Source organism: Roseiarcus sp. (assembly GCF_052145395.1).
GTDB lineage: Bacteria > Pseudomonadota > Alphaproteobacteria > Rhizobiales > Beijerinckiaceae > Roseiarcus.
On sequence record NZ_JBKQOT010000120.1, the window covers coordinates 1 to 13,444 of the forward strand.

Consider the following 13,444-nt stretch of genomic DNA (forward strand, 5'->3'; position numbering starts at 1 on the left):
CTCAACATGCTCGAGATGGCGCTGCGCCTCGCCAACCATGATGCGTCCTACGAGGACATTGCGATCAAATTCTTCGAGCATTTCGCCGTGATCGCGGCGGCGATGAACGATCTGTGGGACGAGGCCGACGGGTTCTTCTACGACCGATTGCGCAGACCCGACGGCTCGACCGTCGTCGTCAGGGCGCGCTCGATGGTCGGGCTCTTGCCGGTGTTCGCCTCCTGCCAGATCCCCGCTTCCTTGTGGGAGCAATTGCCGAACGTCCGCACGCGGGTGCGCTGGTTCATCGACCACATGCCGCACCTGACGGGATTCGTGCGCTATTTCACCCGCGGCGGAGAGACGGAGCTGATCTGCCTCGTCGACAAGCCGAGGCTCAAGCGCATTCTGGCGCGCATGTTCGACGAGAGCGAGTTTCTGTCGCCCTTCGGGCTGCGCTCGCTGTCGCGCTATCATCGCGACCATCCGCTCGTCATCGGTCTCGGCGGCGTCGATCAGCGCCTCGACTACGAGCCGGCGGAATCGACGACTCCGCTGTTCGGCGGCAACTCGAACTGGCGCGGCCCGGTTTGGCTCCCGCTCAATCTGCTCGCCATCGAATCGCTGCGCGCTTTGTACCGCGTCCTCGGCGACGACTTCACGATCGAGCTTCCGACGGGCGCCGGCGCCCGCGCGCATCTCGGCGCGGCGGCGGAAGAGATCGAACGCCGGCTCGTGAGGCTGTTCCTGAAGGGCGCGGACGGCCGGAGACCTGCGGACGGGCCGGGCGCGCTGTTCAAGCCGGGCTCCGCGTGGACGGAGCGCCCGCTGTTCTACGAATATTTCAACGGCGAAACCGGCGAGGGCCTCGGCGCCTCGCATCAGACCGGATGGACGGCGCTGATCGCCTCCCTGATCGCGCGCCGCGGCCGCTGGAATTGAGGAAGCTCCCGCCCTTTCGGGCGGGATCCGTGGACCCTCGGCGCTCCTGCCGCCGGACTCGAAAACCTCGGCGCCGCGTGGTAGCGTCCCCCGATCGAGGACCCGGAGAAGGTTCGCCCGAATGCGAGATGGCGCCCAGGTCAGCCCGTCCTCCGCCCCGCGTCTCCCGACGAGCCGGCGTCCGTCGCTTCGCGCCGATCCTCACGGGGCCGCCGCCGAGAACGCCCGAACCGCGCTCGCCGATCCCGATTTCGAGCTGATCGTCCGCGATCCCGCCACCTCCTTCCGCTGGCACCGGCACGATTATCCGAGCGCGCTCGCGCGCTGGAACTATCACCCCGAATACGAGATCCACCTGATCGCCGAAAGCTCCGGAAAAATGTTCGTCGGCGACCACATCGGCGCTTTCGGGCCGGGCAATCTGTTGCTGGTCGGTCCCAACCTCCCCCATCACTGGGTGAGCGACCTCAATCCCGGCGAGCGGATCACGGGACGCGACGTCGTGCTGCAGTTCTCGTCGCGCTTCACCGAGGACGCGCGAAAGGTGTTTCCCGAGTTCGGCAATCTCTTGCCGGTGTTGGAGGAGTCGCGACGCGGGATCGAGTTCTTCGGCGACGACGCCCGGGACTGCGGCGAACTTTTGTTGAAGATGGGCGACTGCCATGGACTGGCGCGGATCGCCCTGTTCATCGCCCTCATCGAGCGGATGGTCGCGGCGAAAGCGCGACGCGTGCTCGCGAGCGAGACCTACCGGCCGGAGGCGATCGGCGGCGCCGACGCGCAGATCGGCGCGGTGATCGAATACATGTTCGCCAACGTCCACGACGTCCGGATGTCGGCGGCGGCCGCCATCGTCGGCATGAACGAATCGACCTTCTCGCGCCACTTCAAGAAAATGACCGGCGCCAATTTCGTCGACTGCGTGCGCAAGATCCGCATCGCCAAGGCCTGCACGCTTCTGGAGAGCGACAGCCTCGGGGTCACCGAAATCTGCTTCGAGTGCGGCTTCCAGAACATTTCCAATTTCAACCGCGCCTTCCGGCGGGAGAAGGGCATGACGCCTCGGGAGTACCGGGCGAACGTGCGGATGCGAGGGGCCGGGCGCGAGACGCGAGCCGCCGGATGAGCGACAAGGGCCCGGGCGCGCTGATCGTCGCCGTTGAAAGGCGATGAGCGGGGACACAGGCGAACTGCCAGCTATGGGTGACCGGCCGTCCCGGAATAGTTCAGTCGCGGGCGCGGGGTCAGCGCGGACGAAGCGGCTTGCGCCGTCGCCGCCCTGACGTGAAGCCGGGCGGGAGCCCACCCGGCGCCCCAATCGCCGGCTACGCTCGCGCCGTCACGCGCGTCCGACACGCAGCGCCTCACGAAAACATGAATGAATAGGGCGGCCGCATCGAATGTTCACGCCGCGAAACCCGGATGGATGGAGCGAGATGATTCCCTTGAAGCATTCCCTGCTGATCACGGTCGCCGCCGCAGCGGCGTCATTCCCGTTCGCCAGCGGCCCCGCGCCGGCGGCCGGCGCGGCGAACTGGCGCATCGACCCGGCGCGTACCGAGATCGCCTTTGCGATCGACGCCGTCGGCTTCCCGCGCACCCAGGGGCGGTTCGACGCATTCGAGGGCCGGATCGCCATCGACTTCGACCGGCCGGAGAAAAGCAGCGTCGCCTTCCACGTCCGGGCGGGGTCTGTCGACGTCGGCTCGACCTCGTTTGGCGACTATTTGCGCTCGCCGGCTTTCCTCGACGCCAACCGGCATCCGTCGATCGATTTCGTCTCGACGTCCGTCGAGAAGCTCAGCGACCGCGCGGTGCGCGTTTCGGGCGAACTGACGCTGCTCGGGGTAACGAAGCCGCTGACCGTCGAGGTCGCGGTCGAGCGTCCGCCCGGCGGCAAGGAGCGGTTCGAGTTCCGCGCCCAGACCCGGATCGACCGGCTGGAGTTCGGCATGAACTCGGGCTTCCCGCTGGTCTCGCGCGACGTCGATCTGACCATCCGGAGCGAGGCGGCCGAGCTTTGACGCTGCCGCCGCGGCGCTGGAGCCCTTCCGTCGTCGTCCTGCACTGGATCAATGCGGCGCTGATCATCGGGCTCCTCGCTGTAGGTTGGCTCATGACCCACGCCGTGTTCGGCGCCGCGGCGACCTTCAATCTCTATCAGTGGCACAAGTCGCTCGGCTTCTCGGCGCTCGCTCTGACCGCGTTGCGCATCGCCGCCCGGTTGCGGCGTCCTGCGCCGGATTCCGTTCCGGGCTGGGAGGGGCGCCCCGCGCGCGCCGTGCAGACGGCGTTCTATGTCCTGACGCTCATCGCGATCGGCGCGGGCTGGCTCGTCGTCTCCACCTCGCCGCTGCCGATCCCGACGCGTTTCTTCGGCCTGTTCGTGATCCCGAACGTCGCTGCGCCCGACGTCGCGCTGTTCGGATGGACAGCGCTCGCCCACCGGCTTGCGGCTTATGCGATGGCCGCCCTGGTCGCGCTTCATATCTTGGGCGCGCTCAAGCACCACTGGATCAACCGGGATGATGTTTTGACGCGCATACTCCCGCGGTGGGCGAACAATTGGGCAATTCGGAAAGTGTCGCCGTAATCCGTCATCTCCCTGTAATCCCCGAATTCCCCCGCGCGGTTGGTAAGCACTCGCCCTAACCGCGCCATCATCCAAGGCTACAGACTCAAGACCATTAAGTACTGGGCCGTCCATGGTGCGAAGCCGCCGCGCAAGGTTGCGATGGGCTTCGTTCTTGGGGGCGGCGCACTTGCGTTTGGCTCGCTTCAACTCTTTCCATTCGTGCAGTCGCATCTAATCGCATCTAAGCGATTGCTGTTGGAGGCGCACAGAAGCGTTTTTCCGCCCGCACAACGGTTTTGGTCGATCCAACGACATTCTCCGGGAGGCGAAGATGCTAAAGTCAGGCACGCGGAGTTGGACGTTTCTGTTGGCGGCTAGCCTCGTGCTATGGCTCAGTCGCGCCGACTCCCAGCAGGAACCGCAGACGACGGCGCCTCAAAACCCCTACCTGATGGGGAGCGAGGGCTACTATAAGGGGCCGCGCGGCCTGACGAGCTACCAACCGATTGCCATCGACCAGCCTTTTGCCGCCCGGATGGCCGCGGACGAGGCGGCGAAGCCAGCCATCGAACGCGATCACCAGGCGATGCTCGAGGAGCGTTACGACCTCGGCGATCACCCTGCCCAGGGCGTTACGATGGAGCACGGGAAGCCGCTGCAGGAAGGCGTACGCGTCAAGCTGCCCCCGGGAGTGACGTGGGAACAGCTCGGCACCATGACCCCTGAGGCGATCCGCGAGCAGGGTCTATGGCCGAAAGGTTTTCTCCCGCTGCCACATCCATTCCATCACACTGGCGGACAGGTTTTTCCGCACGAGGAGATCGACGCGATCAAGACGCAGGACGGGCGAGACCTGACCCGCTTCGACATCGATTTCGACCTCCCCGAACGTTTTCTGCCGGCATTTCCTCCGGCGATGTACCTGACCTCGCGCCCCGATCTTGGCGACGTCTCGCAGGGGAAGCTGGTCTCCATCACCAACTTCTTCGAGATGTTCAATGGCGTTCTCACGCCCCGGCAATTGGAAGGGTTGCGCCTGTTGCTGACGCCCTTTCCGGAGCAACAATTCAATGCGACCGAAGATCGCAAATCGGCGACGCCTTGTCTTGGCGTGGCCTGCTTCGACTGCCACTCGAACGGACATCAGAATGGCGCCGTACACCTCGCCCCGGACAACCGACCGGAGTGGTTCCGCCACCGCGTCGGCACGGTGTCGCTGCGCGGCGTGAACATCCAGCGGTTGTTCGGTTCGCAGCGCGCCTTGAAAACGGTCGAGGATTTCACCGAATTCGAGCAGCGCACCGCCTATTTCGACGGCGACATCGTGACGGCGACGAAGAAGGGCGTGAACCCGCTGGAGCGCGGCAGCCAGGTCGATTTCATGGCCGACTTCGAGGAAATGCTGGACTTCCCGCCTGCGCCCAAACTCGACTTGTTTGGCAAGCTGGATCCCGCCAAAGCGACGCCGGCTGAAATGCGTGGGCAGGAGGTTTTCTTCGGCAAGGGACAATGCGCCAGCTGCCACCAGCCGCCCTACTACACCGACAACTTGATGCACGACCTCCACACGGAGCGCTTCTTCAAGCCGGATATGATCAACTACGCGGCAGAGGTCGGGGACGGGAACGTCAAGACCTTCCCGCTGCGCGGCATCAAGGACAACCCGCCTTACCTTCATGACCAGCGGCTGCTGACGCTGGATGACAGCGTCGAATTCTTCAATCTGGTCCTGGGCGACAAGCTGAGCGCGCAGGAGAAGCAGGACCTGGTGGCGTTCATGCGGGCCCTGTGAAGCGGGACGAGATCACCGTAACCCGCCCTGGAAGCGCATGCGCCTCTCTCGGGGTCTCGGTTTCTCGACGCTCACACTGATCGCGCGCCGTCGCCCTCTCCGGCCGCTGACGCGGCCGCCTTCCCGCCCTAGGGGTTTCGCCTGCAGCCCTTGGGCCCCTCGTCGCCACTTCTTGCGTCGCAAGACGCCCGTCCCAGGGCGCTCCCTGCGCCTTCACGCGACTTTCACAATTCGAAACCCGTCCACCTCTTTCACGATGGGCAGTCCCTTCCAGCGCTCGATATCATGCAGGACGACGAGGCGGCTCATGTCGCCGCCGAGTTCGTCGTTCATCTTGTCGATCGTCTTCAGCTGATCCCATGCGCTGCCGACCGCATTGTTGAGCGGAACATAAACTCCGTCGCCGCCGCGACCGGTGATCTGGCTGCGCGAATAGATGCAGTCGCCCGAGATGACCCGCCGACCCGCCGCCGTTTCGACGATCACGATCTGGTGGCCAAACGTGTGCCCGCCGCCCAGCCGGACGTGAATGCCAGGCAGCACATCGTCCTTGTCGCCGTCAATCAAAGTCACGCGGTGCTCGATCGACGCGCCCAGCGCCGCGCGCATCGTGCCGGGGTCGACGATTGCGGTGAGATGGCTGAATCGCTTCGGCAGCGCGAAAAGCTCGTAACAGGAGAGCAGCTCCCTCTTCTGGATGTGGATGTGCGCTTTGGGAAACTCGGCGATCGAGCCCATGTGGTCGAAATGGGCGTGCGTGATGACGATGTCGGAGATGTCGTCGGGGCGGAGGTTCATCGCTGCGAGCAGTCGGAGCGGCGAGATCCAGGTCGGGACCCCGAATTTGCCGGAGAAACCTGGACCATGCTCGTCCCGCATGAAGCCGGTATCGACAAGAACGTTGCCGCCGTCGCGCTGCAACAGAACGAAGGAAAATGGAAGGTCCATGACTCCTTCGGCGTACATCCCCGCGACAAGATCGACCCAAGGCTGATCCTTGGAGCGCGCGTACTCCATGACGTAAAAGTCCCAGATCGCTGACTGAGCCATCCCTCTCTCCTTTCAGCTTTCCGCCAACATGCGGCCCAGGCTGGAGAGCCCGACCGCTATGATCAAGATTGCCCCTTGAAACACATACTGGGAGAAGGTCGGCGCTCCGAATATGTTGAGGCCGTTGAACCCGAAGACGATGATCAGCGTGCCCACAAGTGTTCCCAGAACGTGGAATTCGCCGTCCCGCAGCGTGGCCGATCCGAGGAAGACGGCGGCGAATGCGGTCAGCAGATAGGAGTCGGCCGCGCTTGTTGTGCCGCTGCCGAGGCGCGAAGCGAGAAGCGCGCCGGTGAGCGCGGCGCACATGCCCGAGATGACGAAGCCCAGAACCTTGATGCGGTCGACGCTGATGCCCGCCATGCGCGCCGCCGCCTCGTTGCCGCCGACGGCCTGAATCTCCTGGCCGATCGCAGTCCGTTCGACAAGCGCCCATAGCGTCACGACGACGAGCGCCATGAAGATGATCGGATTTGGTATGCCGAAGAACCAACGGCCGAGGGTCAATTGCAGGAAGGCTTCCGGAACGCCGGCCACGATCGGCACGCCGGACGAATAGGCGTACGCCAGGCCCACGATGATCGTGCCCACACCGAGCGTCGCGATAACGGAATTCACCCTGAGCTTCGTGACGATGAGGCCATTGGCGGCGCCGACCAGAGCGCCCAGCGCAATGACGATCGCCATCGCCAACGAAATCGGCAGCTCGTCGTGCACGATCAGTCCGGTGACGAGCACCCCGTGCAGGCTCGCCGCGTAGCCGACCGAGAGGTCCATTTCGCCGACGATGAGCGCGAGCGTCAATCCGCCCGAGATGATCATCGCGAGCGACGCTTGGTCGAGAACGTTGATGAAATTGCTGAAGGTCGGAAACGCGTCCGGCGAGAGGATGGAGAAGACGACAATCATGAGCGCGAGCCCAATGATCGTCGCGTAGCGGGCGAATACCGCGAGGCCCGCCTTGACGGCGGGCGTGAGACGGCGTGTGGAGATCAGACCTTCGCTCATGCGACGCTTTGCTCTGTGATCCCGGCGTAACTCGCCGAGATGATGGCGTGGCGCGTAAGCGCGCCGCCGGCGAGTTCGCCGACGATGCGGCCCTCCGCCATGATCAAGGCGCGGTCGCAAAGATCCGGCAGTTCTTCTGGGTCGGAGGATATGACGAGGACGGCCATACCCTGTCGCGCCAATCCCCGTATCAGCTTATGGATCTCAGCGCGCGCGCCGACGTCGACGCCGCGCGTGGGCTCGTCGAGGATGAGCACTTTCGGCTCCGCCTGCAGCCATCGCCCGATGACGACCTTCTGCTGATTGCCGCCGCTCAATCGTCCGACCGGAGCGTCCGCGCTGGCGCCTTTGATCGCCAACGCCTGGATCGTCCGCGAGACCAGCGCGTCGCGTCGGCGGCCGCTGATCAGCGGCAGCATTGGGCTGACGATAATCGAATTCAGATTTGCAAGGCAGAGGTTGAGCCCAACGCTCTTGCTGAGAATGAGGCCTTCGGCGCGACGTTCCTCCGGCACAAATCCGATCCCCGCTTTCACGGCCTGGGACGGGCTTCTTGGCGCAAAGCGTTTCCCTTCGAGCCTCATCTCCCCCGTGTCGGGCCGGTCGGCGCCGAAGAGCATGCGCGCGAGCTCGCTGCGGCCTGCGCCGACGAGGCCGCCAAGCCCAAGCACTTCGCCCTTCTTGAGGTCGAAGCTGACATTCTTGACTTTCGGCGCCCGCGAAACGCCTCGCACGGAGATCGCGATCTCGTCGAGCGCGCAGGCGCCCGCGTGGTTCGGCCGCGACTCGACCGCGCCGCCGACGATCGCCTCGACCAGCGCCTGGCGGGTTAGAGCCGGGCCTGTCAATTCGACGACCATCCTTCCGTCCCGAAGAACCGTGACGCGACGGCAAAGCTCGAGGATTTCGTCGAGCCGATGGGAGACGTACAGCACCGCGACGCCCGATCTGCTGAGTTCGCGAATGATGCCGAACAGCCGCTCGCTTTCCGCCGTCGACAGGGCGGCGGTGGGCTCGTCCATGACGATGAGGCGCGCGTTGCGCACAAGCGCGCGCGTGATGCTGATCAGCCAGTTTTCCGCGGTCGAAAGCCCGTTGACGTTGACGGACAGCGGCGCGCGAACTCCGACGCGCTTGGCGATCGGGGCGACGTCGCGGGCGATGGCGGGCCAATCGACGACGCCGAACCGGGTCTTCTTCGGCAGACCCAGCATGATGTTTTCCAATACCGTCATGCCGGGCACGAACGCGAGCTCCTGGTGGATGAAACTCATGCCGAGTTCATTCGCCAGGTGCGGAGAGTTGATTGTGACGCGCCGTCCGTCAATGACGACATCTCCGCTGTCGGGTTGCGTCAAGCCCGCGACGATCCGGATCAGGGTGGATTTTCCCGCGCCGTTCGCCCCGACGAGGCCATGAACCTCGCCGGGAAGAATCGACAGCGACACCTCCCTCAACGCCTGCGCGCCGCCGAAAGCTTTGCTGATGGCTTTGACGGAAACGAGGGGGGACGCCGTTGGCGTCCCCGGTTGTGGGGCGTCGTCCATGGCTGCTGGCGCCGGCGGATTACTTCAGCGCGGAGGGATGGTCGGCAAGGAACTTCTCGATATTGTCCTTCGTGACCAGGATTGCCGGCACCTCGATCGCCTTCGGCTGCCAACTCGCGCCAGCCTTGACGATTTCGGGCAGCAATTTGATCATGTTGTAGCCTTCGGTGTAGCTGTCCTGAAAGGCCGTCGCCGTCATGAAGCCCTTCTGAATGTTCTCCAGCGCCTGCGCATTGCCGTTGACGCCGTAGACCTTCACGTCCGAACGGCCTTGCGCGCGCAGCGACCCGATGGCGCCGATCGAAGGATCGTCCCAGCAGCCCCAAATCGCCAGATTTTCCTTGCCTGCCGGATGCGACGCAAGCCACGCGTTCGCGTACTGGGCGCCGTCCTCGAAATAGCCGGGAATGCGCACTTCGTTCTTGACGAACTTGATGTCGGGATGGTCGACGAGCGTCTTGTCGAGCTCGACCTCGCGGTTCCGGCAAACCTCGCCGGTGTGGTAGGTGAGTTCGAGCACGGATCCCTTGCCGCCCATCGTCTTGATCATGAGATCGTCGACCGGGACGACCATCGGCCCGCCGGAACCATTCGTTGCGGCGACCGTGCTTCCGAGCCCGCCGCCCCAGGTTACAACCGGGATGTTGGCGCTCTTGGCGGCGGCCAGCCCCGCTCCGATCGAGGAATACGGGAACACCATGTCGACAATGGCCGTCGCGCCGCGCTGCGCGAAATTCTGGATTGCGGCGTTGGCCTGATCCGCATTGCCGGAGGCGTCGATCACGGACACGTTCCAGCCGATCTCCTTGGCGGCGGCCTGGGCGCCCGAGATGTACCGGGCGTTGTTCGCCTCGGCCGCGCTGATGGAGACGATGCCGACAAGCGGCGGTTCCGCCAGGGCGGTGCCAACCGGGAGCGCGGCCATCGCGACTGCGACGCTGACTATGAGTCTTCTCATCTTTTCCCTCCCAACCGATTGCCGTCCCGCGCCGGCGAAACTGGCGAACCGTTTTGCTGCGATTAATCCAAGGGCGCCGCTTGGGCAAGTAAAAAAGGCGACGCCGATTGTCGCACACACTACATTTGCAGGGGAAATAGGCCGCTAGACATGCGGCGGAATTTTGTCGATAACTGGCGAAACGATTTGCTGCAGGTCCATGGCAACGATCAAGGACGTCGCCAACGCGGCCGGAGTTTCGCCGGCCACCGTGTCGGCGGTCGTCAACGGCTCCGCTTACGTCAGTCCCGGACTCAAGGCGCGCGTGCTCGAGGCCATCGGCCAGCTGGGGTATGCGCCTTCGCAACTCGCACGGAATTTTCGCCGCGGCCGCAGCGAACTGATCGCCTTCGCCGCCGCCGACTTGTCCAACCTCTTCTTTTCGCGCGTCGTCTGCGCTGCGGAGACGGCTGTCGCCGCCTGGGGCCGCTCGCTGGTCGTGTTCAACAGCGACGAGAAGCCGGAGGCGGAGAAGCAGGTCCTCAATCGCGTTTGGAGGCTGCGTTGCGAAGGCTTGATTCTCGTCCCTGTCAGCGGCGCGTCGAATGCGTCGCTGCGCGAGTTCGAAGGGCGGCGCGTTCCGACCGTGCTTTTCGGGCGCACGGTCGACGACGTTGGGTCGGATACGGTGACGATCGACAATTTCTCGGCGAGCTATCAAGTCACCAACTATCTGATCGACCTCGGCCATGTTCGGATCGGCGCCATAACGGGACCCCTTCATTTGAGCACCGGGCGAGACCGCTTCGAAGGCATGAAGGCGGCAATGAACGCCAAGGGTCTCGCCCTCGATCCTCGCTTCGTGCGATCGGGTGAGTTTCGCGAGGAGGTCGCCTATTCAGTCGCGCGCGGCATGTTCGAGCAGCCCGATCGGCCGACCGCGCTGTATGTGGCGAACGGCGCCATGGCGCTCGGCGTCCTGCGCGCGGTTCAAGACGCAGGGATGAAGTGTCCGGAAGACATTTCTGTGGCCTCAACCGACAACATCCCCGGAATTCGCGGCCTGAAACCCCAGTTGACGCGAGCGGAGCACCCGATCGTCGAGATGGTGAACGAGTCGGTCCGCCTGCTGATGGATCGGATCAATCACAGCGCCAGGGGCGAACCTCGCAACGTCGTGTTTCCGCCGGCCCTTGTCGTGGGCGATAGCTGCGCGCCGTTGCGCAAATAAGCGATTGCGGAGGCCGGGAGATATCGGGAGATATGGGATTGAATAAAATGTGACCGTAATCCGCCGTAATCCCGTCACCGTCATGTCCGGCGCCAAACCCCCGGCCGAGTTCGAAACCGAATTCCACTAGCAAACCCGCAACCCACCAAACCAGGACAAAGCCCTGTCACCGAGTTAAGCCTGTCTCAGCCGAGGGGTGCAGTCCAAAAGCGTCACCGTAATTCCCTTAATTCCCCGTAGTTCCGTAGTTCTGCCCCGGGCGGTCAAAGAGCGATCAAATTAAACGCGGCCGCCACTATGCAGCTCGGTACTCAATGGGTCACCGCCCCTTGGGCCCTTCAGGCCCGTAAGCGGACGGCTTCGCCCAGATGTCGCGCTCGACCATTTTCGCAATCTGCCGGTCGATCACCTCGCGCCGGAAGTCGGCGTGATTGTAGGGGGCGCGGTCGAGATAGAGGTTCTTCGGATAGATCGGCTGCTCGTAGATCGTCTGATAGACCTCGGTGCGCAGGTCTTTCATCCAGTTGTCCCACTGCGCCCGCGTGCGGTGGTCCCGCAAGGCCTCGATGTCGATCGCGCCTGCGACGTAGGACGAGCCTGCGCCGTAGTCGTGCCGGCCGACGATGCGGCCCTTGTAGTCGACGATCATCGAGCGGCCGCCGAACGTGTCGATCGGAAGGTCTGCGTTGGCGTCGAGATAGTAGGTCCCCATGTTCGGGGCGACGACAAAGAAATTGTTGTCGAGCGCGCGGGCGCGGTTCTGGATCTCGAAGAACTCGTTGCCGGTGTGCGGGTGCGGGTACGAGGCGCGATAGACCACCTCCGCGCCGTTCATCGCGAGGCCCCGGGCGTTCTCCGGGTACGATCCCTCGTTCGCCATCAGCACGCCGAGCCGCCCGATCTCGGTGTCCGCGACCGGATAGAAGGCGCCGAGCGTTTTCCCGTAAAGCTCGACCCAGCGGTCCCACACGTCGTGCGGGGTCACCGAATGCTCGACCGGATAGAGCGTCGCGAGCTTGTAGTGCTTGAGCACCACCTCGCCCTTCGGGTCGATGGCGAAGCCGACGTTGAAGAAGCGGTCCGGGAAGGCCTCGTGGCGCGCCTTGGCCTGGCCCATGATGAACACGTTCCACTGCCGGGCGAGGTCGCCTAGAAACCGCGTCTCGGGGCCCGGGATATCGATCGCCGTCTCGCGGGCGTAGGTCACGTGATCGAGATCGAACACCTCGTCGGTGAAGCCCTGGAGCGCGCCTTCCGGCACGGCGACGAGCCGCACCGGCAAGTCGAGACTCGAGAGCCAGGAGGCGGCGGCGATCAGGTGGGCGATGTGATCGAGATTGCGCTCGATCTCCGCCCGCTTGCGGACGCCGCGAACCGTCGGGATCAGGCCAACGGCCGTATAGGGTTGCACCATGCGTACCCTCCCGCTTCGATAAGAAATGTTCGGTCAAGGCGCGTGCAAAGTCCCGAGCCTTCAATGTATTTTGTGGCAAGCGGCCGCGCGAGCGTCAAGGGCTTTTTCGCCTGCCGCGAACGGTCGCGCGTGAGGCTGGACTTGAGTGTCACCCCACGCGAGCCATGCGGCTCTGAAGCTCCAACCGAAGTTGCGATTGTCCGCCCACTTTTTCCCTTGTCAGGCGCCTGCGACGGACGCAATCTCAGTTGGGAACGGCGGCGTTCGCCGACTGACAAGGAACCAAGATGTCCGAAGACGTCGATCACCTGCTCAGGGGTCGCATGAAACTCCTGAGGCTTGATGTCGATGCGATCGGACGCGAGTTTCCCGAAGTCTTCAGCAAGATCAAGACAAACTGCCCGCTTTGCGGCGACCGGCAGACCTGCGTGCTGGATTTGCGGAATGATCCAAGCACTTTCGTTTGGGAAGCCGACTGTCCGAACGCAGAAATATTGAATACCCTTGTTGCGCTTGCCGAATTGAACACTTGAAACGCCTTCGGATCGTCAGTCGCACCCGCGCCTGGCGCGACCGTTGAGCCCCGCAGAATTTCGGAATCCGTGCGGCACGGGATTGTTGTTTACGAAAATAGGAAATCACGGTACAAGAGAGGGATGAACGAGTCTTTGTCCGTCCTGGCCCCTGGCCCCTGCTTGCTGCGCGCCTCCCCCCGGTCATCGCAAGCCGCCACAGGGCGTCCGACAGGACGTCCGTCTTTCGCCGGGCACTCGCGGCGTGGCGATCCAGGGGAACGTCGGGCGCCTTAGGGGCCTCTGGGTCGCCACGCCCCCTTTGGGGCTCGCGATGACGGCGTTTCGCGAGGCGGCGCCTTGGTTGTTGCATTTTTTCGCAAACTCGGTCGCAACCCCTTGAGAATGCTCGATTCACGGGTGAATAAGGGGCCGTTTTCGGCACCCGAACGCATGG

General features: G+C 64.0%; 12 protein-coding genes. 7 read left to right on the forward strand and 5 right to left on the reverse strand.

The features are described 5' to 3' along the window. The 5 genes from ACLP25_RS04340 to ACLP25_RS04360 form a co-directional block, all read left to right on the forward strand. Positions 1 to 921, forward strand: a 921-nt coding sequence (locus tag ACLP25_RS04340) for an MGH1-like glycoside hydrolase domain-containing protein (RefSeq protein ID WP_442468001.1), incomplete at its 5' end; no start/stop codon positions are given. Positions 922 to 1,042: 121 nt separating this feature from the next. Further along, complete coding sequence (locus ACLP25_RS04345) at positions 1,043 to 2,047, forward strand: AraC family transcriptional regulator (protein WP_442468002.1); 1,005 nt, start codon at positions 1,043 to 1,045, stop codon at positions 2,045 to 2,047. 310 nt (positions 2,048 to 2,357) lie between these two features. Beyond that, complete coding sequence (locus ACLP25_RS04350) at positions 2,358 to 2,945, forward strand: YceI family protein (protein ID WP_442468003.1); 588 nt, start codon at positions 2,358 to 2,360, stop codon at positions 2,943 to 2,945. Continuing rightward, positions 2,942 to 3,514 carry a cytochrome b gene (locus tag ACLP25_RS04355; protein WP_442468004.1) on the forward strand — a complete coding sequence of 191 codons (573 nt, stop codon included), beginning with the start codon at positions 2,942 to 2,944 and terminating at the stop codon, positions 3,512 to 3,514. The genes ACLP25_RS04350 and ACLP25_RS04355 overlap by 4 nt, the downstream gene beginning before the upstream one ends. 349 nt (positions 3,515 to 3,863) lie before the next feature. Beyond that, a complete protein-coding gene (locus ACLP25_RS04360) occupies positions 3,864 to 5,288 on the forward strand; it encodes a cytochrome B6 (protein WP_442468005.1) in 1,425 nt (474 codons plus the stop codon). Positions 5,289 to 5,501: 213 nt separating this feature from the next. Here the strand turns inward: ACLP25_RS04360 and ACLP25_RS04365 are convergent, their stop codons facing one another. The 4 genes from ACLP25_RS04365 to ACLP25_RS04380 are packed head-to-tail and all read right to left on the reverse strand — an operon-like array spanning position 5,502 to position 9,851. Further along, on the reverse strand, positions 5,502 to 6,338 hold the full coding sequence (locus ACLP25_RS04365; protein WP_442468006.1) for an N-acyl homoserine lactonase family protein: 837 nt from the start codon (positions 6,336 to 6,338) through the stop codon (positions 5,502 to 5,504). 12 nt (positions 6,339 to 6,350) lie between these two features. Further along, on the reverse strand, positions 6,351 to 7,346 hold the full coding sequence (locus ACLP25_RS04370) for an ABC transporter permease (protein WP_442468007.1): 996 nt from the start codon (positions 7,344 to 7,346) through the stop codon (positions 6,351 to 6,353). Then, complete coding sequence (locus tag ACLP25_RS04375; protein WP_442468008.1) at positions 7,343 to 8,893, reverse strand: sugar ABC transporter ATP-binding protein; 1,551 nt, start codon at positions 8,891 to 8,893, stop codon at positions 7,343 to 7,345. The genes ACLP25_RS04370 and ACLP25_RS04375 overlap by 4 nt, the downstream gene beginning before the upstream one ends. A 19-nt stretch (positions 8,894 to 8,912) precedes the next feature. Then, positions 8,913 to 9,851 carry a sugar ABC transporter substrate-binding protein gene (locus ACLP25_RS04380; RefSeq protein WP_442468009.1) on the reverse strand — a complete coding sequence of 313 codons (939 nt, stop codon included), beginning with the start codon at positions 9,849 to 9,851 and terminating at the stop codon, positions 8,913 to 8,915. Between the two features lie 199 nt (positions 9,852 to 10,050). On the opposite strand from ACLP25_RS04380, the gene ACLP25_RS04385 reads away from it, so the two are divergent. After that, positions 10,051 to 11,061, forward strand: a complete 1,011-nt coding sequence (locus ACLP25_RS04385; RefSeq protein ID WP_442468010.1) for a LacI family DNA-binding transcriptional regulator — start codon at positions 10,051 to 10,053, stop codon at positions 11,059 to 11,061. Positions 11,062 to 11,380: 319 nt separating this feature from the next. Here the strand turns inward: ACLP25_RS04385 and ACLP25_RS04390 are convergent, their stop codons facing one another. Next, positions 11,381 to 12,475, reverse strand: coding sequence for a nitrilase-related carbon-nitrogen hydrolase (locus tag ACLP25_RS04390; RefSeq protein ID WP_442468011.1), 1,095 nt, complete (start codon positions 12,473 to 12,475; stop codon positions 11,381 to 11,383). 287 nt (positions 12,476 to 12,762) lie between these two features. Here ACLP25_RS04390 and ACLP25_RS04395 point away from each other — a divergent pair, with 287 nt between their 5' ends. Next, positions 12,763 to 13,008, forward strand: coding sequence for a hypothetical protein (locus tag ACLP25_RS04395; protein ID WP_442468012.1), 246 nt, complete (start codon positions 12,763 to 12,765; stop codon positions 13,006 to 13,008). Positions 13,009 to 13,444: the final 436 nt, after the last annotated feature.

Bases quoted from the DNA above. Each gene is read 5' to 3' on its own strand.
- ACLP25_RS04380 (WP_442468009.1), bottom strand. From the start codon at position 9,851: ATGAGAAGACTCATAGTCAGCGTCGCAGTCGCGATGGCCGCGCTCCCG.
- ACLP25_RS04345 (WP_442468002.1), top strand. From the start codon at position 1,043: ATGCGAGATGGCGCCCAGGTCAGCCCGTCCTCCGCCCCGCGTCTCCCG.
- ACLP25_RS04390 (WP_442468011.1), bottom strand. From the start codon at position 12,475: ATGGTGCAACCCTATACGGCCGTTGGCCTGATCCCGACGGTTCGCGGC.
- ACLP25_RS04350 (WP_442468003.1), top strand. From the start codon at position 2,358: ATGATTCCCTTGAAGCATTCCCTGCTGATCACGGTCGCCGCCGCAGCG.
- ACLP25_RS04365 (WP_442468006.1), bottom strand. From the start codon at position 6,338: ATGGCTCAGTCAGCGATCTGGGACTTTTACGTCATGGAGTACGCGCGC.
- ACLP25_RS04375 (WP_442468008.1), bottom strand. From the start codon at position 8,893: ATGGACGACGCCCCACAACCGGGGACGCCAACGGCGTCCCCCCTCGTT.
- ACLP25_RS04385 (WP_442468010.1), top strand. From the start codon at position 10,051: ATGGCAACGATCAAGGACGTCGCCAACGCGGCCGGAGTTTCGCCGGCC.
- ACLP25_RS04370 (WP_442468007.1), bottom strand. From the start codon at position 7,346: ATGAGCGAAGGTCTGATCTCCACACGCCGTCTCACGCCCGCCGTCAAG.
- ACLP25_RS04395 (WP_442468012.1), top strand. From the start codon at position 12,763: ATGTCCGAAGACGTCGATCACCTGCTCAGGGGTCGCATGAAACTCCTG.